19 protein-coding genes and 3 pseudogenes are annotated in these 24990 nt (G+C 60.9%); 11 read left to right on the top strand and 11 right to left on the bottom strand.

The window, feature by feature from the left end; genetic code table 11:
• A partial coding sequence (locus NKI24_RS25365) for a twin-arginine translocation signal domain-containing protein (protein ID WP_352749301.1) occupies window positions 1–298 on the bottom strand: 298 nt, incomplete at its 3' end.
• A 432-nt stretch (window positions 299–730) separates the two neighbouring features.
• On the opposite strand from NKI24_RS25365, the pseudogene NKI24_RS25360 reads away from it, so the two are divergent.
• Window positions 731–1363: pseudogene (locus NKI24_RS25360) on the top strand (tyrosine-type recombinase/integrase).
• Window positions 1364–1609: 246 nt separating this feature from the next.
• Here the strand turns inward: NKI24_RS25360 and NKI24_RS25355 are convergent.
• From NKI24_RS25355 to NKI24_RS36010, 3 genes and pseudogenes are all read right to left on the bottom strand, one after another.
• On the bottom strand, window positions 1610–1777 hold the full coding sequence (locus tag NKI24_RS25355; RefSeq protein WP_352449179.1) for a hypothetical protein: 168 nt from the start codon (window positions 1775–1777) through the stop codon (window positions 1610–1612).
• 70 nt (window positions 1778–1847) lie between these two features.
• On the bottom strand, window positions 1848–3236 hold the full coding sequence (locus NKI24_RS36015; RefSeq protein WP_502901488.1) for a tetratricopeptide repeat protein: 1389 nt from the start codon (window positions 3234–3236) through the stop codon (window positions 1848–1850).
• 61 nt (window positions 3237–3297) lie between these two features.
• Window positions 3298–3522: pseudogene (locus tag NKI24_RS36010) on the bottom strand (winged helix-turn-helix domain-containing protein); the annotation flags it as partial.
• Window positions 3523–3610: 88 nt separating this feature from the next.
• Between NKI24_RS36010 and NKI24_RS25340 the strand changes: the two are divergent.
• The 4 genes from NKI24_RS25340 to NKI24_RS25325 all read left to right on the top strand — a co-directional run bounded on the left by NKI24_RS25340 (window position 3611) and on the right by NKI24_RS25325 (window position 9935).
• On the top strand, window positions 3611–3919 hold the full coding sequence (locus tag NKI24_RS25340; protein WP_156937426.1) for a hypothetical protein: 309 nt from the start codon (window positions 3611–3613) through the stop codon (window positions 3917–3919).
• Between the two features lie 928 nt (window positions 3920–4847).
• Window positions 4848–6434, top strand: coding sequence for a serine hydrolase (locus tag NKI24_RS25335; RefSeq protein ID WP_352749299.1), 1587 nt, complete (start codon window positions 4848–4850; stop codon window positions 6432–6434).
• Window positions 6435–6911: 477 nt separating this feature from the next.
• Window positions 6912–7493: a sulfocyanin-like copper-binding protein gene (locus NKI24_RS25330; RefSeq protein WP_352449176.1), complete on the top strand. Its 582-nt coding sequence runs from the start codon at window positions 6912–6914 to the stop codon at window positions 7491–7493.
• A 588-nt stretch (window positions 7494–8081) separates the two neighbouring features.
• Entirely contained in the window at window positions 8082–9935 is a 1854-nt protein-coding gene (locus NKI24_RS25325; RefSeq protein ID WP_352749295.1) for an adenylate/guanylate cyclase domain-containing protein, read from the top strand.
• Window positions 9936–10134: 199 nt separating this feature from the next.
• Here the strand turns inward: NKI24_RS25325 and NKI24_RS25320 are convergent, their stop codons facing one another.
• The 4 genes from NKI24_RS25320 to NKI24_RS25305 are packed head-to-tail and all read right to left on the bottom strand — an operon-like array spanning window position 10135 to window position 14701.
• Window positions 10135–11334: a mandelate racemase/muconate lactonizing enzyme family protein gene (locus NKI24_RS25320; protein WP_352749292.1), complete on the bottom strand. Its 1200-nt coding sequence runs from the start codon at window positions 11332–11334 to the stop codon at window positions 10135–10137.
• A 17-nt stretch (window positions 11335–11351) separates the two neighbouring features.
• Complete coding sequence (locus NKI24_RS25315) at window positions 11352–12713, bottom strand: mandelate racemase/muconate lactonizing enzyme family protein (protein ID WP_352449173.1); 1362 nt, start codon at window positions 12711–12713, stop codon at window positions 11352–11354.
• 56 nt (window positions 12714–12769) lie between these two features.
• Window positions 12770–13936, bottom strand: coding sequence for a mandelate racemase/muconate lactonizing enzyme family protein (locus NKI24_RS25310; RefSeq protein WP_352749289.1), 1167 nt, complete (start codon window positions 13934–13936; stop codon window positions 12770–12772).
• 54 nt (window positions 13937–13990) lie between these two features.
• Entirely contained in the window at window positions 13991–14701 is a 711-nt protein-coding gene (locus NKI24_RS25305) for a GntR family transcriptional regulator (protein WP_352449228.1), read from the bottom strand.
• Window positions 14702–14910: 209 nt separating this feature from the next.
• Between NKI24_RS25305 and NKI24_RS25300 the strand changes: the two genes are divergently transcribed.
• The 6 genes from NKI24_RS25300 to NKI24_RS25275 all read left to right on the top strand — a co-directional run bounded on the left by NKI24_RS25300 (window position 14911) and on the right by NKI24_RS25275 (window position 21392).
• Entirely contained in the window at window positions 14911–16389 is a 1479-nt protein-coding gene (locus NKI24_RS25300) for an ABC transporter substrate-binding protein (protein ID WP_352749285.1), read from the top strand.
• 79 nt (window positions 16390–16468) lie between these two features.
• Window positions 16469–17428: a carbohydrate ABC transporter permease gene (locus NKI24_RS25295; protein WP_352449170.1), complete on the top strand. Its 960-nt coding sequence runs from the start codon at window positions 16469–16471 to the stop codon at window positions 17426–17428.
• A complete protein-coding gene (locus NKI24_RS25290) occupies window positions 17425–18315 on the top strand; it encodes a carbohydrate ABC transporter permease (protein ID WP_023679256.1) in 891 nt (296 codons plus the stop codon). The genes NKI24_RS25295 and NKI24_RS25290 overlap by 4 nt, the downstream gene beginning before the upstream one ends.
• Window positions 18316–18325: 10 nt before the next feature.
• Window positions 18326–19423, top strand: coding sequence for an ABC transporter ATP-binding protein (locus NKI24_RS25285; protein ID WP_352749283.1), 1098 nt, complete (start codon window positions 18326–18328; stop codon window positions 19421–19423).
• A gap of 33 nt (window positions 19424–19456) precedes the next feature.
• Window positions 19457–20620, top strand: coding sequence for a mandelate racemase/muconate lactonizing enzyme family protein (locus tag NKI24_RS25280; protein ID WP_352749280.1), 1164 nt, complete (start codon window positions 19457–19459; stop codon window positions 20618–20620).
• 22 nt (window positions 20621–20642) lie between these two features.
• Entirely contained in the window at window positions 20643–21392 is a 750-nt protein-coding gene (locus tag NKI24_RS25275) for a ribonuclease activity regulator RraA (RefSeq protein ID WP_352749278.1), read from the top strand.
• Here NKI24_RS25275 and NKI24_RS25270 read toward each other — a convergent pair whose 3' ends face one another.
• From NKI24_RS25270 to NKI24_RS25260, 3 genes and pseudogenes are all read right to left on the bottom strand, one after another.
• Window positions 21393–22214, bottom strand: coding sequence for an alpha/beta hydrolase (locus tag NKI24_RS25270; RefSeq protein ID WP_352749276.1), 822 nt, complete (start codon window positions 22212–22214; stop codon window positions 21393–21395).
• Between the two features lie 8 nt (window positions 22215–22222).
• Window positions 22223–23709, bottom strand: a pseudogene (locus NKI24_RS25265) (NAD-dependent succinate-semialdehyde dehydrogenase).
• Between the two features lie 9 nt (window positions 23710–23718).
• Complete coding sequence (locus NKI24_RS25260; RefSeq protein ID WP_352749273.1) at window positions 23719–24945, bottom strand: iron-containing alcohol dehydrogenase; 1227 nt, start codon at window positions 24943–24945, stop codon at window positions 23719–23721.
• Window positions 24946–24990: the final 45 nt, after the last annotated feature.

The raw sequence follows: 24990 nt of genomic DNA, 5'->3' as shown, positions 1-24990 counted from the left end.
GATTCGGCGGAAAGTTCACAGAGAAATCGGTCTCACCGCGTGCGATCCATTCCGATTGGTCGACGCTTCTGTCGGCTTCTACGTACCGAACGTCGGTGAAGCCATCTGCGCGCATCAGTTCTCCGGCGATGAACGCGCCTGCCCAGCAGTAGGAACCACCAACCCACCGCGGCAGACGAACCGTGGTCGTTTCCAACGGCGGTTCCGCGTGGAGTGACTCTGGAAGTCCGACGATACCGGCAGCGCCTGCCGTTGCAGCGCCGGCCAGGAATCGGCGGCGGGTTTGGATGATCTGCATCAGAACGCTCCTCTTCCGATTGGCAAAAGGCAATACTGGCCGGAACCGAGCAAAAGAGGTTCGGCAGAGGCAGAGCGCGACGAGTGGTTGTGGAACCTAGCGCGCCTAGTCCGATGCGGGAGTCTTGCGCTCTCAGTCGCCGGCCCATGTATTAGCAATCGACGATATACCGACGATACGCCCAATTTGCGTAGGTTGCGAGCGCAAAACTTACTACGCCAATCCGCGTCCGAAGAACGATAGCGGACGTTCAGCGGGTGGGGCCGGCCGCAGTAAACTCGAAGTGGCCATTCGCAACCGCGCAAACGGTCTCCCACTGACAGCGAGGTGCTGGCGGGACGCCAAAAGCCGCAATTCCGCTGTCGGCCACGCCGCGCCCGAGACCCTCGGATCGTTTCTCCAATGGCCAATATTGGCCGAAGGAGAATGACGATGGGCATTTCACAATACGATCCGGCAGCCAAGGGGCGGCCGGTATGGAACGCTGGTCGGCAGGTCGGAGCCAAGCGAGCCCCGAAGCCGCGGCAGATATGGGCAATCCGCTTCTTCCTCAATCGCGAAGGACGAATGAGGGATCATGCCTGCTTGACCTCGCGATCGACAGCAAGCTGCGGGGTTGCGACCTAGTGAAGATCAAGATCGGTATGCTTGTGGCGGGTCCGGAAATCCGGGCCCGCTTCAATGGTGGTTCAGCAGAAGACCGGCGACCGGTTCAGTTCGAGTATCACGTCAGATGCGCGAGCAAGTCTGTTGGCATGGCTTGAGAGACGTAGCGGAACAGTGGACGACTTCGCGTTTCCCAGTCGTGTTGATGCCGCCGCGCATTCGAGCACGAGCCAATATGCACGACTGGTGGATGAATGGGTGTCGGCGATCGGTCTGCGCCGAGAAGAGTATGGCACGCACTCGCTTCGCCGCACCAAAGCCTCCATCATCTACAAGGCGACAGGCAATCTCCGTGCGGTGCAGATCCTGCTCGGCCACACCAAGATCGAGAACACGGTACGGTATCTCGGTGTGGATGTAGAAGATGCGCTCGCATTATCCGAGGCGACGGAGGCCTGACCACAAGCGGCTCCGCTCGACTGGTGGAGCCGCGATCGGCAATGCGCCGATGTCGGTCATCGGGCTCGCGTTCTTTGATTCCCCAAAGCGGACGCAGCAGCATGCGTCGCCAGGATAGTAATTGCGGACGCAGCTGTCACTGGTTCAGGCGAGGCGGCAAGTAGACGACCAAGGTCAGTCCGGAATACCGGCACGGCGCAGGAGCGTGACAATCTTATCGAGCACCTCCGCCTCCCTGTAGGGTTCCTAGCGACGAAAGACCTTGAGTGTGAAGCGCGGATGGGCCTGGCGCATTACCGCGATCGTCTCCGCGGCCGCATCAGGCTGGCCATCGGCCAGCCTGGCAAGTCGCAACATAAAACTGAGGAAATGAAGGTGTTTGGTACGCATCGGCGCCCTGAGCGTGAGGGCCACCAGCGCTCGTGGCCCACTTCAAGGGTCGTTTGCAGCCCATGATTTCTGCTGGGCCGCATACGGTCGGCCGTCACTCCGGCAACCCCGCGAACCGCATCTGCTTGATCCAGCGGTCGAGGCTTCCGGGTGCGGTCCAAATCTTGTCCCACTCCCTGCGTTCTTTACTGATGGATTCACTGGGAGTGTTCTGGAGGAAAACCGCAAGCGCTTCCTTTGCCTCTCGCTTGTTTCCTAGACAAGCGTGGATCCCCGCAAGCATGCGCTGTGCGCCGCTCGGGATCCTGGACATTTTCCGCATCGCAGCCAGCGCCGCCCCACAATCGTTCTTTTCCCAGAGCGCCCAGCCCATCTGCCAGTGAAACCAGTCAGGGTGGAAGGGATCGATGCCTTTGGCCTGCTCGATCCGATCGATCGCTTCGTCGGCGCGGCCAACATACAGCAGCACGTTCGTACTCATGACGAGGATATGCGAGTTGCTCGGGTTCAAGGCGATCGCCTGATCGTACTGGGCAAGGGCCTGCTCCACCTCTCCGCCTTCGGTGTGGGTGCTGGCGCGGACCTCATGCGCTTCAGCGTCATCAGGAGCGAGCAGGATGGCCTTGTCGGCGTATTCGGCAGCGAGTTTCAACGCCTCGTTCCGATTGTGTTCCTGTGAGTGCCACCCGAATACCGCGTCATTGCGATAGTACCAGGCCAGCCCGATATGGCCGAACTGGGAGTTCGGATCCGCTTCGATCGCATTGAGGCTGAACTGCCTTAACAGCTCGTTCCCCTCGGCTGAGATATCCTCTCCGATCTTGGCCCTCCCCATCAGGTAATAGCGGAGCGCGCTGACCTGAGCCGCATCGCTCTGTGGCAAGGGTCGCTCGATCCTTACTCCGACCCGATCCGCAAGCGTGCGGATGATTTCCTCCTGGACGACGAAAAGATGGCCAATCTCCCGGTTGTAGGAGTTGGCCCAGACATGTGATCCGTCATGCGCATTCAGCAACTGGGCGGACACTTTCAGCCGGTCTCCGATCTTCTGCTGGCTGCCTTCGAGCAGGTAGTCGACGCCGAGTTCATCTCCAATCTGTCTGGCGTCGATCAGCTTACCGCGGTACCTGAAGCTCGAGTTCCGGGCGATGACGGCATAAGTCTTGCTCCGCGCCAGCTCGGTGATGATCCCCTCGGCAACGGCATCGCTGAGATATCCCTTGTCCGCACCGGCACTCATGTCGTCGAAGGGAAGGATCGCAATCCTGGGCATGCCGCTCGAACGAACGGGAGCGGCTCGCCATGCTTCCGCGCCGTAGTATGCGCCGATCGCTGCCGCAAGGAGAGCGAGTGCAGCAAGAATGAAGCCGCGCTGCGATAATCGTGTCCTGGCACGTTCCGTGTCGGTTGCGGCGTTTGGGTCCGCCGCGTCCGATAGATCGGCGTTCAGTCGGTAGCCTCTCTTTGGGACGGTTTCCACCATCACGCGCGTCGTCCCCCAACGCGCGGCGGATATCGGCAATGCATTGAGTGAGGCTGTCGTCGGTCACGAAGGTCTCGGGCCAAACCGCCTGCATCAGCGCATCCTTGGAGACGATTTCGCCGGGTCGCGCCGCGAGCACCGAGAGCACCTCGGCGGACTGGCTGCGAAGATTGACCGCTTTGCCTTCGACGGTTCGGAGTTCTTTGCTTTTGGTCAGGAAGACAAAACCGCGGAACGTGATCGTTTCAGCAGATTTCAGGTCAATTTCAGGGGCCGTTCGGGACATTTCACCTTCCTGGCGCGCTTCCTAGTCTAGCCCATTCGGCCTTCGCCTCCAAGCGACCCCAGCAGCACCGGATGAAACGGAGGACGACATGAATCGCACCAAGCTCATCATCGCTCTGGCTCTTCTCTTGGCAGTGCCAACGGCTGCGAAAGCAGATCCTCAATCTCTAAATGCAACCGCGCATGTAATTTCTCTTGTATTTATCGATGGCCGCATCGATGAACGCCGAGAACAAAAATCTTTCGACACGATCAAAACCTGCCTCGCATGGAAGCACCAGGGGGAATTTCTTCCGCCGCAACCGGGTTCTTTTGCTTCTTTCACGTACTGTGAGCTAACTAACGTTGGTCCTGCTCGGACGGCCAGTATCTTCCAACTTACCCAGGAGGGTCAGTGAGGGCGATCCTCGACTGCCCCTGCCGCGCCGCCCGACGACGGCGACCCCGACGAACCGGACGACTTCCGCCCGCCGTGCCCGTGCTGCGGCGGCCGCATGATCGTCATCGAGCTGTTTGAACGGTGGAGGTAACCGCGCAGACCACCACACGGCTCCCGGTCGACCGGGAGCAGCACGCCATGACCCGGCATGGGATGGTTCAGCCTTCAGCTGCAGGCACTCAGCCTCCGGCAACGGATCGACGCACGTCCATGATGATCCTCGATGCTGAAGAGGTCGCGTCCAGCTGCCGACCAAGCCGACAACACCGCGCGGGGGCGCAACGAAGCGGTCTGTCCGCATTCACCCCAGCGCTTCCCGACGGCGGTCACGCCATCGCCGACGTCTGCCGAAATCCGAAATCCCCATAGCCATCGTCTGCGGCCCGCGGGTTCCTTCCTCGGGGACTTTCGTACGCCTGCCGGCGCCCGAAACTCTTCACGTGAGCCGAACGGCGGCTTTAACTGGTCCCGCGGCAATAACCGGACGGACAGCAAACGGCCCCGTGCCGCAGGCAAGATCGGTGAAGACGAAGCGTCCCGGCCCCTCGGCCATCGGACCCCGTGCAGCAGGCCATAGGGCCCCGCGATGGGCCATATATTGGCTTCGATGACTTTCTGGTTGGCCGCCAGCCCGTTGGCGAACAACTCGTGATCGGATGCCATTTGCCGCTCGGGCTTGGAAAGTTGACGTTCTCCCGCCCAATCCCATCCCATTGCCGGGCGCGTAGGTAACACGGATACTTCACCACTCCGAAATCACATGACACGCAGCCGCCGTCTCTGTCTGATCTTTGAACTTAAACATATCAGTAGAAAATAGCTGTAACCATCTTTCATCTTGCCGCGTATGGTCCGATCATCTGCCGGTGCAAGTTTGAGGACATGCAATGAAGAAGGTCGCAGCTCTCCTGGTACTTTCCCTCGTTACCATGCTGCCCGCCGTGGCAGCCGCGCAGTCCTACGTGCCGGAGCTTGGGCCATCGCCGCCGCAGGATGCTGTGCAGCTGTATCCCGGCGGTGTCGAGAAGGCGCTGGCCGCGCTGCCGGACATCGTCAAGAAAGTCAAGGAAGCATCCGACGTTCCCGGCTTCGCCGTGGCGGTGGTGCATGGCGGCAAGATGATCTTTGACGAGGGCTATGGCCTTCGCGACAACCGGGACGACACTTCTAAGGTCAGCAGCACCACCATTTTCCAGGTCGCCTCGGTGTCGAAGTCGATCTCGGCCACGGTGGCCGCGATCGCCATGACGAAGGACCACAGCTTCGACTGGGATACCCCGGTCGGCAAGGTCTGGGACGGCTTTCGCCTCAATCTCGACTATGTCTCGGGCAACGCCACCATCGGCGATTTCTTCGCCCATCGCTCGGGCCTGCCGATGGCGGCGGGCGACGAACTCGAGGATCTCGGCTTCCAGCGCAAGCAGATCGTCGGGAGCCTGTGGATGGTGCCGCTCGATCCCTTCCGCATCTCCTATCACTACGCCAATTTCGGCACGACGGTCGGCGCCGAGGCGGTGGCCCACGCCGAGAAACAGCCCTGGGAGCCTCTGGCCAAGAGCCTGTTGTTCGATCCGCTCGGCATGCGCTCGAGCAGCTATCGGCACGAGGACTTCATTGCCGCCGGCAAGAACCGCGCCCTGCTGCATGCGCGCGTGGCGGAGAATGTGTTCGAGCCGCTCTATGACCGCGATCCCGACCAGCAGGCGCCGGCGGGCGGCGTCTCCTCCAGCGCCCAGGATCTTGCCAAGTGGATGATCCTGCTGCTTGGCGACGGCACCTATAACGGCCAGCCCATGATCGACCCGAAGATCCTGCAGCCCGCCATCACACCGCAGAGCGTGACCTACCGCGGCGAGACGCCCGATACGCGGGCCAGCTCCTATGGCTATGGCTTCAATGTGGGGGTGAACGCCAATGGGCGCACCACCATGGGCCATTCCGGCGCCTTCCTGCTCGGCGCCGGCACCACCTTCCAGATCTTGCCCTCGGCCGATGTCGGCATCGTCGTGCTCACCAACGGCTCCCCCGTCGGCGCCGCCGAGGCGGTCGCCGCCAGCTTCATGGACATCGTGCAATATGGCCATGTCACTCGCGACTGGTATCCCTACATCAAGCCGCGGTTCATGGCCTACTACAAGCCGGTGGGCGACCTCGCCGGCGAGGACAGGCCGACGAACCCCGCCAAGGCGCGCAGTCCATCCTTCTACGAGGGCCAATATACGAGCAACTATTTCGACACCGCCACCGTGCGGGCCGATGGCGACAAGCTGATACTCGAACTCGGCCCGAAGCCCATGCAGTTCACGCTCGAGCACTGGGACGGCGACACCTACGCCCTCACGCCCCGCGGAGAGAACGCGCCAATCGGCTCGCTGTCATCGGTGAAGTTCGTCGGTTCCTCCGGCGGCCTTCACGCGCGGGTGATGACGGTGGACTATCTCAATGAGAACGGGTTGGGGCATTTTCAGAGGTAGGGGTGGGGGCGTCGGGTGCTTCATACACCCCATGCAGTCGAAAAGGCGAACCGGCCGTCTGCAAGGTGATGCCTGAGATGGCGGATTTGTGACGGTTCGCTTCCGGGCATGGAAATCAGGAAGCCGGCATTTGCTCGGGAGCTTCCGACAAGCTCCGTCGGCTTTGGCCAGCCGCTGATCCGAAGCAGACCGACGGCTCCAGGCCGCGAAACAGACCTTTGCCGAGCGGCGATCAGCTTGGCGCGATAACCTTACCCCTCCTTCGCTTTTCGGCGGCAGACATCGGCCTGCGCGAGGTGGGGCGTTCACTTGGAGGCGACTCCGGCGACGGCGAGTTTTGTTCCGTTCCGCCAAAGGGGGTTTGCTGGTGTGGATCTTGTTTTGGGGGTATTCTCGTCGTTGAAGGATGGGCCTAGTCGACTTCGATTGCGGTCGCTTTAGCTCGGCCGCTCCGCTCGGGAGGAGCCTCTGATTGCGATGGCGCGCTTTGCCCACCTTGCCCTTCTCGCCTTTGGATTGTTGCCTGGAATTGCGCTGGCTGGGAAGCCTTTCGTCCCGAGCTGGATCAAAAACGATCCGGCAGCGAAGACGGTGGCTATCGAGATTGTCGCCGATTGGAACCAAGTCGAGCGGTACCGCAGGGACAACAACCGGACCGACATTATCGACTTCAACGGCTACTGGGGCGGCAATCTCACGATCATCGTGCCAGAAGAATGGTCGGTCCAGATCGAGTTCATCAATGGCTCCTCGAATTTCAGGCACGGTCTGATGGTGACCAGGGTTTATGCTCCGTCAGAGATGCCAGTGAAGTTGGAGGCTGAGGATGCGATTTGGGGGGCGTACACCGCGCCGCTAGAGGGGATCAAAATTAATGAGAGGAGACAACTCAACTTTGTTGCCCAGCAGGCGGGGAACTATTTCCTCGCCTGTCCGAGACAAACGCACCTGATGGACGGACACTGGATCGGTTTCGAGGTGAGAGGCAATCTTGAGCGGGCCGGGGCAATCGTCCATGAAGACAAGTTTCCGCAGGAGCAGCCACCAGGACGCCCTTAGCGTTGCGCGAGCAACCAGCGCTATGGCTTCGTCGTGGAGATCATTGCAAATCCATGGCGGCTTACCTTGAAACTCGAAAGTCTGGCCGCGCCCGACCGGTTTAGAACTGCCCCCGGTTGCCAAGCCACCAGGTCCAAGCTGAAGCATCCAAACAAGCCTTTGGCGCAGCCGGAGCATCGGCGAGGGCTAATTTGGGCCTAGTGTCGAAGCGTCGGTGGAGCCGCCTTCCAAGCTTGATCCACAAGTCGCCTGTTGGCGCAGATGAGCCTACTTAGGCCGCTCCCGTGTGCGACCACTTTCCGCCCGATCGAGACTTAGAGCGCTCCCACGCGGAATAGTCCGAGCCGATGCGCCCGCCGGCTCGGTCGTGCCATTTCAAGACCCCGCGGTGCTTTTCCAGAGCGACTTTCGCCTATCGGAAGGAGTCGGGCGGATTCTCCCATAGCCGACAGTCCGCGTCCGGCCCCAATCAAGTCGTTTCGTAACCGGCAGCCGCTTGCGGGTAAGGTCCTGATAGGCGAAACTGATTGGAACCGGGAGGGTTTGCCACCTCGCCTCCGAGGTTGGCCGCCGACAGAGTGCTCCGAAATGGACCGCAAGCTCGCCGCCATCCTTGCTGCTGACGTTGTCGGATACTCTGCCATGATGGAGCGCGACGAGGCGGGTACGCATGAACGGGTGCGCGCCGATCATAAGGAACTTTTCGAACCGACAGTAGCGCGTCATCATGGCACTATCTTCAAGCTGATGGGCGACGGCCTGCTGGCGGAGTTTTCTTCTGTCGTCGAGGCGATGGAATGCGCGGTTTGGCTGCAACGTGGGCTGGCCGAGCGAAACGCCTCGTTGCCGAAAGACAAGCGCGTGGAAGTGCGCATCGGCGTCAATCTTGGCGAGGTGATTGTCGAGGGTGACGATCGGTTTGGCGAGGGCGTAAATATCGCGGCGCGACTAGAACAACTTGCCGAGCCTGGCGGCATCTGGGTGTCTGCAAAGGTCGCGCGCGAGGTTGAGAAGAAGCTGGCTTTCGGCTTTCAGTCGATGGGCCCGCAGAAGGTCAAGAACATCTCGGAGCCGGTGGAGGCCTATCGTGTCACGATCGGCGGCAAGGCTAGGCCCAGGCGCGCGAGCCGCAACCGCTCGCGGCTGCCAGCCGTGGCGAGCTTCCTGGTGCTGGTCTTAGCAGTCACAGCGGTCCTGGCGTGGTGGCAGTTCTATGGAACAAAGCGCGAGATAGACCGGGGTGGTATCCCGACCGTTGCGGTTCTGCCGTTCAAGAACATGAGCGGCGATCCGAAGCTGGAGTATTTCAGCGACGGCATGACAGACAATTTGATCTCGATGCTGGCAGGCGTCACCGAACTTAAGGTGCTCTCGCGTAGCTCTACCTTTGTCTACAAGGACAAGCCAACCGATGTCCGCCAGATCGGCCAACAGTTGAACGCGGCCTACGTGATCGAGGGCGGCATCTGGAAGGAAACGGAGCGGGTGCGGATCACCGCGCAGCTGATCGACGCGCGCACAGGCGAAAATCTCTGGGCGGAAAAGTTCGATCGCTCGGGAAGCGATCCCCTTGTGATTCAGGATGAGGCGATCGAACGCATCATTGGTACGCTCGGTGGCCAGCGCGGAAAAATGTACGATATCGAATACAAGAAGGTCTGGGAAAAGGACACACCGGATCTCGAAGAGTACGACTTCTTCCTTCGATCCAATTTCTTCTTTGGGCAGTTTACGCCCGAGAGCCTGGTAAAGGCGACGGACATAATTCTTGAGGGCCTGGCCAAATTTCCCGACTCGTCGCTGTTATCGTGCGGACTGGCTTGGGATCACGTCTTGGCGGCCAACCTCGGCTTTGACGAAAAGCCTGACGAACATTGGCGCATGGCGTCCGAACTGGAAGCAAAGGTTCTTCCGCGGGCCAACCTCGGACCCGACGCAAGAAAAAGCTGTTTGTGGTCAAACGTCTACGTCAGCGCTCATGAGGGCAACTTCGATCTGTCTCTGCGCAGGGCCGACGAGGTGATTGCGCTTTCGCCCGGAGACGCGTTTCTCATCGGCGACCTTTCATCAGCAGCCCGCTTCAGCGGCCTGACAGACAAGGCCATTGAGCGAGCAGAATACGGGCTCAGGAACGATCCAAACTTCGCCGATTACTATCTCGTGATGAAGGCAAATGCCCTGACGGATATCGAAAAGTACGCCGAATCTGCTGCACTGATCACGAAGGCGTCAGACTTCCTGATCACCGTTCCGCTGCTACGTGCCATCAACGATGTCCATCTTGGAAAAACTGACGATGCACGCAGTGAAGTCCTCAAGGCGCTTGCCATGCAGCCGTGGCTTAAGGCCACGCGGTGGCGCGATATGACGTTCCATATCAATTCTGCAGTGATTGATCGACAGGTAGCCGACCTCGTCGCTGCGGGACTGCCAACGAAGTAGTTCGGTTGGAAGCCGGAGTACAGGCGAGCAGTATCCTTCCCCGCGTCGTTAGTTGCTTTCAGGATGCACCGCTTTGAATGTCAGCTTTGGACCTCCGCTGCTGAAAAGCTGCCAGTCCGCGTCCAGCCCCGAAACGGTCATTCTGGATGCCAATTTGCGTGAAGCGGTCCCGCATGGTGCAGGGTGGCGCAAGCATGGTTCAGTCGAAGAAGCCTGCATCCTCTTCCCGGAGATACTTCCTGGCTGCTTCGGCGTCGATATCGAGGCCCAGCCCCGGCGCTTCCAGCAGGTCCACCATGCTGTCCTTCACGATCTGCGACGGCAGGCCGATTACGAGGTCCTCCCACCAGGGGTCGGAGGCGCTCGGGTATTCGAAGGCAATGAAGTTGGCGGGCAGGGTGGCGCAGACATTGATCAGCGCGCCGAGGCCGAGAAGGCCGTTCGCGGTGCCGTGCGGTGCCATCAGGATCGAGTGCATACAGGCGTGCTCGGCGACCCATTTGAGCTCGGCAATGCCGCCAATATCGGCCGGATCGGGGCCGATGACGCGCACCGCTTGCGTTTCGATCAGCTCCTTGAAATTGTGCCGCAGGTATATCTGCTCGCCGGTATGAATTGGCGTCGAGGTTGAGGTGGTCAGTTCCCGATAGGCCTGCGGATTGACCCACGGCACATAGTCGCCGGTCAGCATGTCCTCGAGCCACATCAAATTGTACTTCTCGACCGCGCGAGCGAACTTGATTGCATCGGGCAGCATCCAGCCCGGGCCGCAGTCGAGCGCCAGGCTGACCTTGTCGCCCAGCACTTCCTTCATCGCGATCACGCAGTCGAGCATGTGGTTGAAACCGCGCTCGCTGATCACGCCCTGATCCATGGCACCGTGATAGCCAGCCTTCTTCTGCGTCACGCCGTAATGGAAGCCCTCGATGGTGTCCTTCATGTTGGAGTGGAACGAGATCCCTTGCTTGATCATGAAGAAATTCTGCGGCTGCTCCATCATCCATTTCACGTCAGCGGCGTAATCCTCCGGCCGGTCCCCCGTTCGTTTCTGGCGGATCGAGCCGTTATAGACGCGCACCTTGTCGCGCACCTTGCCGCCGAGCAGTTTGTAGGCCGGCACGCCTGCGGCCTTGCCGGCTATGTCCCACAGCGCATGCTCGATAGCGCTTACCGCCGCGCCATAGGGCTTGAAAGAGCCGCGTTGGCGGATCTTCAGCATCACCCGCTCGACGTCGGTAGGGTCCTCGCCGATCAGCGCCTTACGGAAATGCAGCACCCAAGGCTTGAGATAGGTCTTGGTGAACTCGACTTCGCCAAGGCCATAGAGGCCCTCGTCGGTAACGATGCGGACGATGGGATGTTTGCCGATGACGGCGCAGCGGAGATCGGTAATCTTCATCTTCGGTTCTTTTCGCCTCAGCTCCAGATACGGTCCCAGGAATACTCATTGTCCCAGTGATCCGTGGGCTGCCAGATGCCGGTGACACCCGGCTGCAGATGCTGCGAGATCACCTCGTCGACGACGTCGTCAATCCCCAGGCCAGGTTTGTCCGGAACAGTGATAAAGCCGTCCTTCACGAGCGGCTTGGGAACGCCGGTGACGATATCGTCCCACCAGTCGACATCGGCAGAGTGGTATTCGAGCGCCATGAAGTTTTCGGTCGCGGTCGCGACATGTGCCGCGGCCATTGCGGCGATCGGACTTTCGGCCATATGGATGGCCATTGCGACGCCGTGGTCCTGGGCCATGTCGCCGATCTTCTTGGTCTCGAGGATGCCCCCGCTGGTGAGCAGGTCCGGGTGGATAATGGAGAGGCCGCCGCTCTTGAGCAGAGGCTCGAAGCCTTCCTTAAGGTAGATGTCCTCGCCGGTGCAGATCGGCACCGTGGTGGCGGCCTGCAGTTGCCGGAACTGCTCGGTGTACTGCCACGGGATCACATCCTCGAGCCAGGCCGGCACGTATTTTTCAATCCGCCTGGCGAGCCGAATGCCGTTCTGCAGCGAGATGTGGCCGACATGGTCAATGGCGAGCGGAATATCCGTGCCGATAACATCGCGAACCTCGGCAATGTACTGTTCAAGCAGGTCGAGGCCCTTGTCGGAAAAGTGGAGGCCGGTAAACGGATGGGGGACGTTATGCAAATCGTAAGCGGCATTGCGGGCGCGCCGCTCCTCCATGGTCTTGACCGGGCCGCGGCCTGGATGGATGCGGTACCCTTCAAGTGAACCGGCAGGGGAGACGACCGCACCGGGTACATCCGCGATCTGCATCAGCCCCAGATCCATCTTGAGGAAGGTGAAGCCGAGCGCCATGCGCTGCTTGAGGCGCTTGCCGGTCTCGGTGCCGCTCGGCACGGTAGCGTCGGTGTCGCAATAGACGCGCACCTTCTCCCGAAACCGGCCGCCGAGCATCTGGTAGATGGGAACGCCATAGGCCTTGCCGGCGAGATCCCACAACGCGATCTCGACCGCCGAGACGCCACCGCCTTGCCGGCCATGGCCACCGAACTGCTTGATCCGGCGAAACAGGCGGTCGATGTCGCAAGGGTTCTCGCCAAGTAGCCGGCTCTTCAGCATCAGCGCGTAGGTGGCACTGGCGCCGTCGCGCACCTCGCCAAGCCCGACGATGCCCTGGTTGGTGTAAATCTTAAGCAGGGTTGAGGTGAACGGCGCGCCGACGATTTCGGCTACCCGCATGTCGGTGATGCGAAGCTGGGATGGCTTGGAGTTCGCGTTTACCCGATTGAGCGCTTCGTCGGCGCCACCTGTCTTTGCCATGACTTATCCTCGTTTTCGGCTTGTCGTCCCGCACCCTGGGCCGGCATAGAGTGTTGCTAGCCCAGCTCAATCTCGTGGGCCTGCAAGTAGTCGCGGTCCATCTCAATACCGAGACCAGGCTTCGACGTCAGCTTGAGGCTGCCGTTCGAAATGTCGAGTGGTCTGTCGATCAGGTGATCGTATTTGCCAAGGTTCCACTCCGATGTTTCGAGTTTGTAGAAGTTGGGAACGGTCATCATCACCTGCGCTCCCGCAACCACGTTGATCGGTCCCGCGGCGTCATGTGGCGAGATCGGCACGTAGTAGGCTTCGCACAGCGCGGAAATCTTCTTGAGTTCGGTAATGCCGCCGGTCCAGGTAACGTCGGGCATGATGTAGTCGGCGAGCCTGTTCTCGAGTACCGGCACGAAATCCCACTTCGTGTGGCCGCGCTCGCCCCACGAGATGGCGGTATTGACCTTCTCACGCACCTGCTTGAGGGCGTTAAGGCTCTCGGGCGGGCAGGGCTCCTCAAACCAGTCGATCTGGCCGGCCTCCTCGAGGCTTCGACAGAGGCGAATGGCGGTGGGGACGTCGAAGCGGCCGTGCGCATCGATGAGAATGTCGACATCGGGTCCTGCCGTTTCGCGGATCAGAGCCGTGAGTTCGGCGGCTTCGCGCTCGTCCTTGCGGGTCATGCTGCCATCGAGGTAGCCGTCTCGCTGTTCGCGGGGCAGGCCATCGGCGCTGCGGCCCTGGTGCGGGTAGGGATCGAACTTGAGCGCAGTGTGTCCGGACTCGACAATGTCTAGAATTTCGCGGACCACAGCCTCCTTGCTGGTGAATTTGGCCTGGTTGGGATGGGTGTAGAGCGCGATTTCATCGCGTACCGGCCCGCCAAGCAGCTCGTAAATCGGCTTGCCGAGGACTTTGCCCCGGATGTCCCAGAGGGCAATATCGATGGCGCTCACGCATTCGACGGCGGCGCCGCGGCTTCCCATGTAGGTGAAGCTGCGGAAGATCTTGTGCCAGAGATGCTCGATACGCGCCGGATCCTCGCCTGTCACGGCGACGCCGATCTGCCGCAGGATCGTGCAGAGAGCGCGGTTGGCGAGCCTTGTCGTGGTGGTGATCTCTCCCCAGCCACTCACTCCCTCGTCGGTCGTCACTTCGACGAACAGGAACTCTCCCCAGTAAGAAGCATCGGACTTGATCAGCCACGGCCGAATGCTCGTGATTTTCATCTCAACTGCCTTTGCCTGAAAATGGTCAGCTAACGATGTTCTGGACTGGACATTCTATCCGGCCCGAGCGGCGTTGCGCGCTCGCATCTGTTCGAGAATATGCCGGCCCGAACCCTCGACATGGCGGGAAACGAGTTCGGCCGCCTTGTCGGCCTCTCCCGCCTTCACAAGCGCGATGAGTTCGCGGTGCTCGCGCATGATCGCGGCACGTCGCGCCAGCGTGAAATTGAAACGACGGCTCACGGCTCGCAGCACTTCGCGATGCTTCCACCAAAGCTCGGCGGCGTGGCGGTTGTAGTGCCGCTGGTACATCACGGTGTGGAAAGCGGTATCCAGCTCACTATGCCTGAATGTGTCGGCGAAATTGTTCTCTTCGATCAGGCCTTGGAGACGTTCGAGTTCGGCGATGTCCTCGCCGGTAGCCATATTCACAAACCATCGTGTCAGGGCTGGCTCGATCAGAACACCGATCTCGTAGATATCCCGGACAAAATCCTGATCAATGGGTCGCACGCGCGCCCCGCGGTTGGCGACAAAGGTGACAAACCCTTCGCCGCGCAACAACTGCAGGGCCTCGCGCACAGGATTGGTCGAAGTGCCGTGACGCCGGGCGAGATCGGTGACGACAAGCCGTTCGTTGGCAGCGAGCCGTCCCTCGATGATATCTTCCCTGATCAATTCATAAAGCGAGGTGCCCTCGCTGGAGGCCCCGATGGGATCGGTCCCCACCGGCGGCATCGCTTTGAAATCGCTTATTTCGGCCAAGGCCGGGCTCCCCAATTTAATACATACCTTGCCCGATATCACACACGGCTTTCGCAAACAATGTACGATTCTGCGCGTTGACAGGCAATCCATGATCTGAAAACGTACCAAGTGATCGAGAGGATACACTGAGCTGACAGAAGCATCCTCGCGATCGAAACGAGCAAGGACCGCTCTAGGGCGGCATGGGAGAACCAGGGAGGATACCTATGACGAGAATTGCGCTCGGCAGTGCCGTCCTGCGCGGCACTGTCGCCACTGCTTTGATGGCATCCCTGACGTCTACATCGGCGCTGGGTGCGCCACCGGTCGATCTGAGCAAGTGGTCGCCGGAATATGTGCGCTCCATCGCCGGCACACAGGACTTTGACACGGCTGCCGATTGCGCCAAGGTTACCCCGCTCGACTACAAGGGGCGACTGACTTTCTGGTATCAGGGCGTGTTCGAGGGCGACCCCGACCTCCTGCGCCAGTACTACAAGGATTTCTTCGAGACCTTCCGCAAAACCTATCCGAACATCCAACTCGAGGAACAAGCCCTCACCTATAACGACCTTCTCGACAAGTTCCGCACGGCGCTCCTGGGCAATGCCGCGCCTATGGCGGTCCGCCTGCAGATCCTGGGCGGTACCGAGTTCGCCTCAAAGGGCTATCTGCAGCCGCTCAAGCCAGAGGATGTGGGGTATTCGACCGAGGATTTCTGGCCCGGCGCCATGAAGGCAGTGACCTGGGAGGGCGTGACCTACGGCATTCCGACCAACAACGAGACGATGGCGTTCATCTGGAACGCCGACATCTTCAAGCGTGCGGGCCTCGATCCAGACAAGGCTCCGGCAACCTGGGACGACGTCGTCAAATATTCCAAGCAGATCCACGACAAGCTCGGCATTGCCGGCTACGGCCTCGTGGCGCGCAAGAATGCCGGCAATACGCCGTACCGCTTCATGCCACAGCTATGGGCCTATGGCGGCGGCGTCTTCGACGAAGCGACGGCAAACCCGACCTATGAGCAGGTCCAGCTCGATAGCCCGCAGAGCAAGGCGGCGCTGCAAGCCTCCTACGACATGTATGTTCGCGACAAGTCGGTTCCGGTTTCGGCGCTCACCAACCAGCAGGCCGATAACCAGCCCCTGTTCGTCGCCGGCCAGCTCGGCATGATGATCTCGCACCCGTCCGATTACAACGTCATGCTCGACCTGCAGAAAAAGGCGACGGGCACCGACAAGGACAAGGCGCAGACGGTCATCGACAACATGCGCTACGGCCTGATTCCAACTGGCCCCGACGGCAAGCGCGCCGTCGTGTTCGGCGGCTCGAACATTCACATCCTGAAGCCCGAATATGTCGAGGGCGGCAAGGTAGACGAGCCGGCTGCGAAAGCTATCATCTGCATGTGGACGAGCCCTGAATGGTCGCTGAAGATGGCCTACGCCGGATCAAACCCGGGCAACCTCAACGGCTTCAAGACCAAGTGGATGAAGGAACGTCTGGACAACATCAAGTTCCTCGACGTCACCACCTCGATGCTGCCATACGGCATCCCGTTCCCAGCTCTGCCGCAGGCCCCCGAGATCATGAACATCATCATCCCGGACATGCTGCAGAATGCCCTGACCGGAGCGATGACCGTCGACGAGGCAGCGGACGACGCGGCCAAGAAGGTAAAAGACCTGATGGGCGGACTCTAGTCCAGGCCACACCTACGACCTAGACCGGCTGCGCCGCTGGCGCAGCCGCCTCGTTCCGAAGAAAAAGGGCACGCCACAAGTGACGATCGTGACCGGCAAGGCCGAGGCTCGCCGAAGATTGCAACCCGGTTGGTCCGGCGCGCTGCGGAAGATCTGGGAACATCGCGCGGACTACGCGTACGTGCTCCCAGCGATCGCCGTGATGCTCATCGTCATCGCCTATCCGATCTACTACACGGTCGAGCTGTCGTTCTTTAAGACACCGCCTGGCCTGCAACTCCGCGACAAGACCTTCATCGGCTTCGACAACTACACGACCATCCTCACCAGTCAGGTGTTCTGGAAAGTCACCTGGAACACACTGATCTGGACTCTGGGGTCAACTTTCATCTCCTTTGTCCTGGGGTTTGCCACAGCGCTGGCGCTCCACCGCGACTTCATCGGCCGTGGTGTCCTGCGCGCCGTCCTGATCATCCCTTGGGTCATCAGCGCCGTCGCCGCCTCCTACATCTGGAAGTGGATCTACCATTCGGATTTCGGGATCATCGGCGCGGTGCTGGTCGGCCTCGGATTGGCCGCCCAGCCGCCGAATTTCATCGACAATGTCAGCACGGTGCTGCCCTCCCTGATCGTCGTCAATATCTGGCGCGAGTTTCCGTTTGCCATGATCATGATGATGGCCGGCCTGCAGACAGTCCCCGACCAATTGCTGCGTGCCGCAAAAGTCGATGGTGCCAATGCATGGCAGCGCTTTTGGCACGTCACCTTCCCGCACTTGCGCAACGTCTCGGTGGTGACGATGCTGCTGCTCGCGGTGGCCAACTTCAATTCCTTCATCATCCCCTGGATCATGACGGGCGGCGGGCCGTCGAACGCATCGCATATCTGGATAACCCACATTTATGAGCTCGCCTTCGGAAGGCAGCGCTGGGGCGTGGCATCGGCCTATTCGGTGCTCCTGTTCCTCACGCTGATGACGCTGGGCTACTTCTACGTCCGTGCGTTAAGCGGCAACGAGCGGAAAGAGGGGAGCGCATGAGCACGATTGCCGAGACAGCGCCTCGAGCCCAGACCCGTCGCCGCATGCGCGTCGACGGATGGCGGTGGGCCGGGCGCATATTCCTCGTGTTCATGCTGCTTTATACCGCGTTGCCGATGATCTGGATGCTGATCACCTCGATCAAGTCCGGATTCGCGGCGACGCAATTCCCGCCGCAATGGTGGCCGGACGAACCTACCCTCGCCAGCTATCAGAAACTGCTCGATCCGCAGAACAGCGTCGGCCAGGACTTCCTCCGCTTCTTCTGGAACAGCCTTTTCGTGTCGACCGTCACGACAATCCTTTCGGTGATCGTGGCTGTCCCAGCGGCCTACGCGTTTTCGCGCTTCAGTTTCCCCGGCCGGAATTTCCTGTTCTTTGCCGTGCTGCTGCGCAATATGTTCCCGGCGGTGATCTTTCTCGTGCCACTCTTCATCCTGATGCGCGCGATCGGTCTGATAAACACGCATGGCTCACTGATACTCACCTATCTCACCTTTGGCCTGCCGCTGGCGATCTGGCTGCTCAAGGGCTTTTACGACAATATCCCGGTGCAGCTTGAGCAGGCGGCGCGCATCGATGGCGCAACACGGTTCCAGGCCTTCATCATGATCGTGATGCCGCTCTCGACGCCGGGGATCATCGCCACCGCAATCTATTCCTTCATCGGCGCGTGGAACGAGTACATCTACGCCTACACCTTCCTCTCCAAGAACGAGCAGTTGACCCTGCCGGTCGGCATCCAACGCTTCTTCTCGGAAAATACGACGGACTTTCCGGGCCTGATGGCGGCCAGCTTTATGATGAGCGTGCCCGTGGTGGTGCTGTTCCTGGTCCTGCAACGATACTTTGTACGCGCCCTTACGGAGGGCGCGGTCAAGCACTAGGGAGTTGCCGATGGCCCACGTGGTCCTCCAAGATCTCGTCAAGAGCTATGGCAGCTTCAAAGCTGTCAACCACGTCTCGCTGACGGTCAATGACGGCGAGTTCGTTGCGCTCGTCGGGCCTTCAGGCTGCGGCAAGACAACCACGCTCAATCTCGTCGCGGGGCTGACCCCGATCACAGCGGGCGACATCATCATCGGCGAGCGGGTGGTCAACGACCTCGACCCCAAGGACCGGGACATCGCAATGGTGTTCCAGAACTACGCGCTCTACCCGCAGAAATCGGTCTACAAGAACCTGGCGTTCCCGCTTCAGATGCGCAAACTCCCCAGGGACGAGATCGACAAGAAGGTCAAGGAAGCGGCGCGAGTGCTCGACATGACGCATCTGCTCGAGCGCAAGCCGCGCGAACTTTCGGGCGGGCAGCAGCAGCGTGTGGCCCTTGGCCGTGCCCTCGTTCGCGACCCCGCCGTGTTCCTCATGGACGAGCCACTGTCCAACCTCGATGCCAAACTGCGCGTGCAGATGCGGTCGGAGATCAAGCGTTTCCACCAGGACCTCAAGGCGACGATCATCTATGTGACGCACGACCAGCTCGAAGCCGTGACCATGGCTGACAAGATGGCGGTGATGAATGGCGGCTACCTGCAGCAATACGATTCACCGGCGCAGGTCTTTGCCCATCCGGTGAACATGTTCGTGGCCAGCTTCATCGGCAGCCCGGCGATGAGCCTTATTCCGTTAGAGGCATCGATGGCAAACGGCAACACGGTGTTGACCGGCGCCGAGGGCTGGCGCCTTGAGCTCTCACCGCGCAATGCCCAGAAGGTGGCGAAAGCGACGACCCGGAAAGTCGTGCTCGGCGCACGTCACTCGACGATCAAGCTCCACAAGAGTGCGGTCCCTGGTTCCATTCCGGCCAAGACCTACACGGTGGAGCCGACCGGCGACGTCACCTTCGTTCAGGCGTTCCTGTCCGGCGCCATCGTCAACGTCAGCGTGCCGCCGAACATTGCCGTCGCGCCCGACGAGCAGATCTGGCTCGAGTTCGACCAGGAGCGGATGCATCTGTTCGATGGCGAAACTGAAATGGCCCTCAAGGCCAACTGAGATAGGGCGAATGCGCGTGAAACGTGGGCGTGGATGACTGAGAAGCTTAAGATCACCGCGATCAAGCCCTATCCGGTGTGGGTAGGAACGCGCAACCAGATGCTCGTCAAGGTCGAGACCGACCAGGGCATCTTCGGCTGGGGCGAGAGCGGCTTGAGCGGTCGCGAGAGGGCCGTGGCAGGCGCGGTCGAGCACTATCGCGAGTTTCTCATCGGCCGCGACCCGATGCAGATCGGGCGGATCTGGCAGGAGATTTACCGCAGCCAGTACTTCGAAGGCGGGCGAGTCCTTCAGGCGGCGATTTCCGCCATCGACATCGCCCTTCACGACATCAAGGGCAAGGCGCTGGGCGTGCCGGTCTACGAGCTGCTGGGCGGCAAGCAGCGCGACCGCATTCCCACCTTTGCCTCGACCGGCGACGAGGCCGAGGGCGACGTTGCCATCGAACGGGCCCGCGAACTTCGCGCGCAGGGGTGGCAGGCGATCCGCTTCTTCCCCTTCGGGCAAAACAGCAAGGACATCTTCGAGCCGCGCGAGTCCATCGGCGCTACCGCGGGTATGCTGAACAAGGCGCGCGAGGCGCTGGGCGACGACGTGGTCCTCGGCCTCGACTATCATCATCGGCTGTCGGTGGCAGAGGCGGCGAGCTTCTGCAACAAGCTCGGTCGCGGCGTGCTTGATTTCCTCGAGGAGCCGATACGGGCCGAAACGCCGGAGGCCTATGAATCGCTGCGCACGATGACCGAAATCCCCTTTGCCATAGGCGAGGAATTTGCCAGCAAGTGGCAGTTCCTGCCCTACATCGAGCGCGGCATCCATCAGTTCAACCGGATCGATGTTTGCAATGTCGGCGGGCTCACCGAGGCGATGAAAATCGCTGGCTGGAGCGAGGCGCATTATGTGGACCTGATGCCGCACAATCCCCTTGGTCCAGTGTGCACGGCCACGACTGTGCATCTCGCTGCCGCGGTACCCAACTTCGCGTGGCTCGAGACCAGGGCACCCGAAACAAAGCTGGGCTTCGACAATTCCGACTTCTTCCCCGTGCAACCACGGCTCGACGGGACCGATTACCCGGTCGGCGATCTGCCGGGGCTCGGCGTCGAGGTCAACGAAGTTGCGGTCCAGGCGCAGAGTTTGCGTTTCTGGGAAGCGCCTCACCTTAAGCGCCGCGACGGTTCTGTTACGAACTGGTAGTTCCATTCAATCGGAGTCCACAATGACGCATACTTCCGACATCATGCGACCGCCTAAAGACCTGATCGACGCGCTAAGGGAGATCGGCGCCGCGACGGTTGCCGGCACGCTTGGCCACATGGGTTTCCGCAATCCGCACATGGTCGGTCCGGTGGCGCAAAACCACGGGAAGTCGATCGTCGGGCCGGCGCTGACGCTGCAGTTCCTGCCGCAGCGGCCGGACCTCTTCACCGAAGGAGAATATGCCGATCCGGAGACACAGCTGCACCGGCACGTGCTCTATCACGCGCAGGAGGGCGATGTGGTCGTGGTCGACGCGCGCGGCGACATGAGCTCGGGCGTCTTCGGCGATATGATGTCGACGTATTTCAAGGGCAGGGGCGGGGCCGGTATCGTCATCGATGGGTGCATGCGCGACCGGCCCAATGTCGAAAAGCTCGACCTGCCCCTATGGCTGCGCGGCTGGACGCCAAACTATCATGTGCAGATCAGCATCTATCCCAATGCCGTCAACGTTCCGATTGCCTGCGGCGGTGTCACGGTGATCCCCGGCGATATCATCGTCGCCGACGACGACGGGGTGGTGGTGCTTCCCGTCGTGATGGCCCCGAAGGTGATCGAAGAATCACAAAAGCATCATGATTGGGAGGAATTCTCACGAGTGAAGCTCATGGAGGGCGGCCCGTTGCAACGTTACTATCCGCTGCATGACGATGCCCGCGGGGAGTACGAGGAGTGGCGCAAAACAAACCGCCCCGAGAACCCGAGTTAGTCAGCAGGCCTTGGCGATCAGTTTTGCCAGGCAATCGGCAGCCCCGGTCCCCGGCACGCCGAGATCTCTGACACTGTCCATGTGGTTGCGGTTCGGGAGCACATGCGACGTTACCAACGATCCCTGCCGCAGCAAGCTTGCTTTGAATCGATCGGCTTGCTGGTGGAAGAGTGGCGTCTCATTGGCTCCGACCAGAACCACCGCCTTGGTTTGAGGATCATGCCGACAGGCGAGCGGCGTGAACATGGCGACTTCCTCGTCGGTTATTCCAATCTCGTTGGCGAGAAAGGAATCCTGGAGCGGCTCCAAATCGTAGAGCCCGCTCAACAGAAGGGCTGCCCTTACATTCGAGGGGGTGTGCGCCCCATCGAACAGGAACGTTGCAAGATGGGCTCCTGCCGAATGACCACTGACGGTCAGGGCCGCCGGGTTTCCGCCATGATCGGCGATGTTGGCGAGCACCCACTGCTTGGCCCGGCGCACCTGGTCGACGATCCTCGCCATTCGGACCTTGGGCATCAGAGCATAATCAAGGATGACGGCAATGGCCCCGGCCTGGGTAATCGTCGTCGCCATATATGAATAGTCGCGCTTGGAGAACATTCTCCAGTAGCCGCCATGGACAAAGATGTGCACCGGAAGCGCCGTTCTTTTGCCCGCGGGAAAGAACAGGTCCATGGTCTCGGTCGGATCCGGTCCGTAGGCCACGTCAGCGGTCATCGCAATGGTGGCGCGGGCGACCTCGCTGCGATCAACGAAGTCCTGCACGATTTCGTCAAAATCCGCGACGTGGTCGCGGATGCGAAAGGGATCGCCTTGCATTCTTCTGCTCACATGCTGATGGCGAGGTATTTCGCCTCCATGAACTCGGCAATGCCGTGATGCTGCCCTCCCTCGCGGCCAAGCCCGCTCTGCTTGACGCCGCCGAAAGGGGCTGCCGGATCGGACATCAGCCCGCGGTTGAGAGCAATCATCCCGGCCTCGATCCGGGAGGCCACCCGCATGCCGCGCGCCAGATCGCGCGTGTAGATGTAGGCAGCAAGCCCATATTCGGTGTCATTGGCGCGCGCGATGACCTCGGCCTCTGTTTCGAAGCTGGAGATTGGCGCCACCGGCCCGAATATCTCCTCATGCGCCATCTTTGCGTCGCCCGGCACGTCGCGAAGCACTGTCGGAGGGTAGAAGAAACCACGTCCGGACAGGACTGAGCCGCCGCACAAGACCCGCGCGCCGCGTGTGACCGCGTCGACGACAAGGCGGTCTATCTTCTCGATCGCCTTTTTCGTGATCATAGGCCCGCATTCCGTGTCCGGGTCGGTGCCGGCGCCGACCTTGAGCGACGACATCCGCTTCTCGAGGCCCTCGCAGAAGGCTTCGTAGATGCCAGATTGGACGTAGAGGCGGTTTGCGGCCGTGCAGGCCTCGCCGGCGTTGCGCATCTTGGCCACCATTGCGCCATCGAGCGCCGCTTCGAGATCGGCGTCGTCGAACACAATGAACGGTGCGTTGCCGCCGAGTTCCATGGAACACGAGATCACATGCCTGGCAGCCTCTGCCAGCAGAGCGCGGCCCACCTCGTCGAACCGGTGAAGGAGAGTTTGCGCACCCGCGGATCGGCCAGCATGGCGGCTGTCAAAGGCCCGGGACTGGAGGTTGTCAGGACGTTGACCACCCCCGGTGGAACGCCCGCGTCCTGGTAGAGCGCGGCGAGCGCATAGGCGGTGAGGGGTGTCTCACTGGCCGGTTTCAGGATCACCGTGCATCCCGCGGCAAGTGCCGGCGCGATCTTGCGCGTCGCCATCGCGGCAGGAAAATTCCAGGGCGTGATCAGGATGCAGATGCCGATCGGTTCGTAGTCGACCACAATGCGATTGGTGCCGGAAGGCGCAGTACCGAATTCACCGGTAATGCGAACGGCCTCCTCGGCATTCCAACGGAAAAATTCCGCGGCATAAGCGATCTCGCCTCGGGCATCCCGCAGGGCCTTGCCGTTTTCCAGTGCGATGAGAGTAGCCAGTGCCTCCGATCGTTCCGTCATCAGCTCAAAGCAGCGTCTGAGGATCTCGGAGCGCTTTCGCGGCGACGTTGTCCGCCAGCCATGGGCTGCTTTGGCAGCGGCGTCAACGGCGGCGGCCGCGTCCTCCAAGGTCGCATCGGGTACGGCCGCGATGATGGCTTCCGTCGACGGATCAATGACCGGAATTACCCTGCCATCCGCGGACTGCCGCCATTGGCCGCCAATATACAGCCGGTGCGAAATTGTGTGAAAGTCGCTGACGCCCTGATCATCCGACAGAACCTGTGAAAACGTGTTCATCTCGATTGTTTACATGACGCAGCTGGCGAGGTCGCCATCAAAGGCGGCCTGGACCAGACGTCGCATGGACCTCAAATCGAATGGCCGCGGATTGTTCTTGATGAGGCGCTCGATACCGATCGCCTGTTCCGCCGTCCAATCGAGCTTGTCGGCAGGCAGCCCCAGCTCGGCCAACGTGGGGGTGATCCCGATTGCCCCAAACAGCCGACTGACCTCGCCAATGGTCGCGTCGGCCAACTCTTCGGGCGTCCGGCCTTTTCCATCGAGGCAGAGCGCGTTGGCGATCTCGGCCATCTCGGCCGCTGCGGCTGTTCTGTTGTACTTCATGACGAATGGCAGGATGGTGGCGACACCCAATCCGTGAGCGGTGTGGGTTATCGCGCCGACCGGGTATTGTACGGCGTGCGCTGCCGCTGTGCCGGCCGTTCCGAACGCGCAGCCGGCTGCAAGTGCACCCATCATGACGTCGGCCCGGGCGTCCTCGTCGGACGGCCGGCGGTATGCCGTTTCAAGGCTTCGGCCAAGCAGCTTGATCGCCAGCAGGGCGAAGTGATCGGTCAAAGCGGTTTTGCCGACAAAGACATGTTTCTGCGGAAGGCCGGGATCGGTTCCGCGCCTGGCGGCGGTGAAGGCTTCGATTGCATGCGTCAGCGCATCGGCGCCTGCGATCGCGGTTAATGCCGGCGGGCATGTCATCGTCAGTTCAGGATCGCAGATGGCCGCGGCCGCGATCAGATACGGGCTGGAGATGCCGACCTTCAGCGTGCGATCCGGATCGGAGATTACGGCGACCGGGGTCACTTCAGAGCCCGTGCCGGCTGTCGTCGGCACCGCGATCAGCGGCAGCGTCGGGCCGGGCACCTTGAACTCGCCGTAGTAATCCTGGAGCTGACCGCCGTGAGTGATGAGCAACGCGGCGCATTTCGCCATGTCGAGACAACTGCCGCCGCCAATGCCGATCACCACGTCGGGCGCGAACTTCCGTGCTTCCTCGACGCAGACGGCAACGGTGTCCCGAGGAACGTCGGGCAGCACACGATCATGCACCAGTACGTCTATCGAGGCGGCTCGCAGCCCCGTGACAATCTCTGCGAACGGGCCCGTTGCGGCAAAACGTTCATCGGTGCAGACGAGTGCGCGACGCCCGAGCCTGGCCGCGACAACCGGAATGACGTGGCGTTGGCCGTTCCCGAATAGGATTTCGCGCGGCAGCCTTAGGGCAGCGAAAAGGCTCATGACCTGCATCCTGTGATGATGACTGGATTGGAATGCGAGATGGCG

The organism is Mesorhizobium sp. M0701 (genome assembly GCF_040320365.1).
Taxonomy (GTDB): Bacteria; Pseudomonadota; Alphaproteobacteria; order Rhizobiales; family Rhizobiaceae; genus Mesorhizobium.
The sequence above is the reverse complement of the archived record's forward strand: the minus strand, read 5'-3'. Positions and strand labels throughout refer to the sequence as shown.

Bases quoted from the DNA above. Each gene is read 5' to 3' on its own strand.
- NKI24_RS36015 (WP_502901488.1), bottom strand. From the start codon at position 3,236: ATGGTGGAAACCGTCCCAAAGAGAGGCTACCGACTGAACGCCGATCTA.
- NKI24_RS25340 (WP_156937426.1), top strand. From the start codon at position 3,611: ATGAATCGCACCAAGCTCATCATCGCTCTGGCTCTTCTCTTGGCAGTG.
- NKI24_RS25335 (WP_352749299.1), top strand. From the start codon at position 4,848: ATGAAGAAGGTCGCAGCTCTCCTGGTACTTTCCCTCGTTACCATGCTG.
- NKI24_RS25330 (WP_352449176.1), top strand. From the start codon at position 6,912: ATGGCGCGCTTTGCCCACCTTGCCCTTCTCGCCTTTGGATTGTTGCCT.
- NKI24_RS25325 (WP_352749295.1), top strand. From the start codon at position 8,082: ATGGACCGCAAGCTCGCCGCCATCCTTGCTGCTGACGTTGTCGGATAC.
- NKI24_RS25320 (WP_352749292.1), bottom strand. From the start codon at position 11,334: ATGAAGATTACCGATCTCCGCTGCGCCGTCATCGGCAAACATCCCATC.
- NKI24_RS25315 (WP_352449173.1), bottom strand. From the start codon at position 12,713: ATGGCAAAGACAGGTGGCGCCGACGAAGCGCTCAATCGGGTAAACGCG.
- NKI24_RS25310 (WP_352749289.1), bottom strand. From the start codon at position 13,936: ATGAAAATCACGAGCATTCGGCCGTGGCTGATCAAGTCCGATGCTTCT.
- NKI24_RS25300 (WP_352749285.1), top strand. From the start codon at position 14,911: ATGACGAGAATTGCGCTCGGCAGTGCCGTCCTGCGCGGCACTGTCGCC.
- NKI24_RS25290 (WP_023679256.1), top strand. From the start codon at position 17,425: ATGAGCACGATTGCCGAGACAGCGCCTCGAGCCCAGACCCGTCGCCGC.
- NKI24_RS25285 (WP_352749283.1), top strand. From the start codon at position 18,326: ATGGCCCACGTGGTCCTCCAAGATCTCGTCAAGAGCTATGGCAGCTTC.
- NKI24_RS25280 (WP_352749280.1), top strand. From the start codon at position 19,457: ATGACTGAGAAGCTTAAGATCACCGCGATCAAGCCCTATCCGGTGTGG.
- NKI24_RS25275 (WP_352749278.1), top strand. From the start codon at position 20,643: ATGACGCATACTTCCGACATCATGCGACCGCCTAAAGACCTGATCGAC.
- NKI24_RS25270 (WP_352749276.1), bottom strand. From the start codon at position 22,214: ATGCAAGGCGATCCCTTTCGCATCCGCGACCACGTCGCGGATTTTGAC.
- NKI24_RS25260 (WP_352749273.1), bottom strand. From the start codon at position 24,945: ATGAGCCTTTTCGCTGCCCTAAGGCTGCCGCGCGAAATCCTATTCGGG.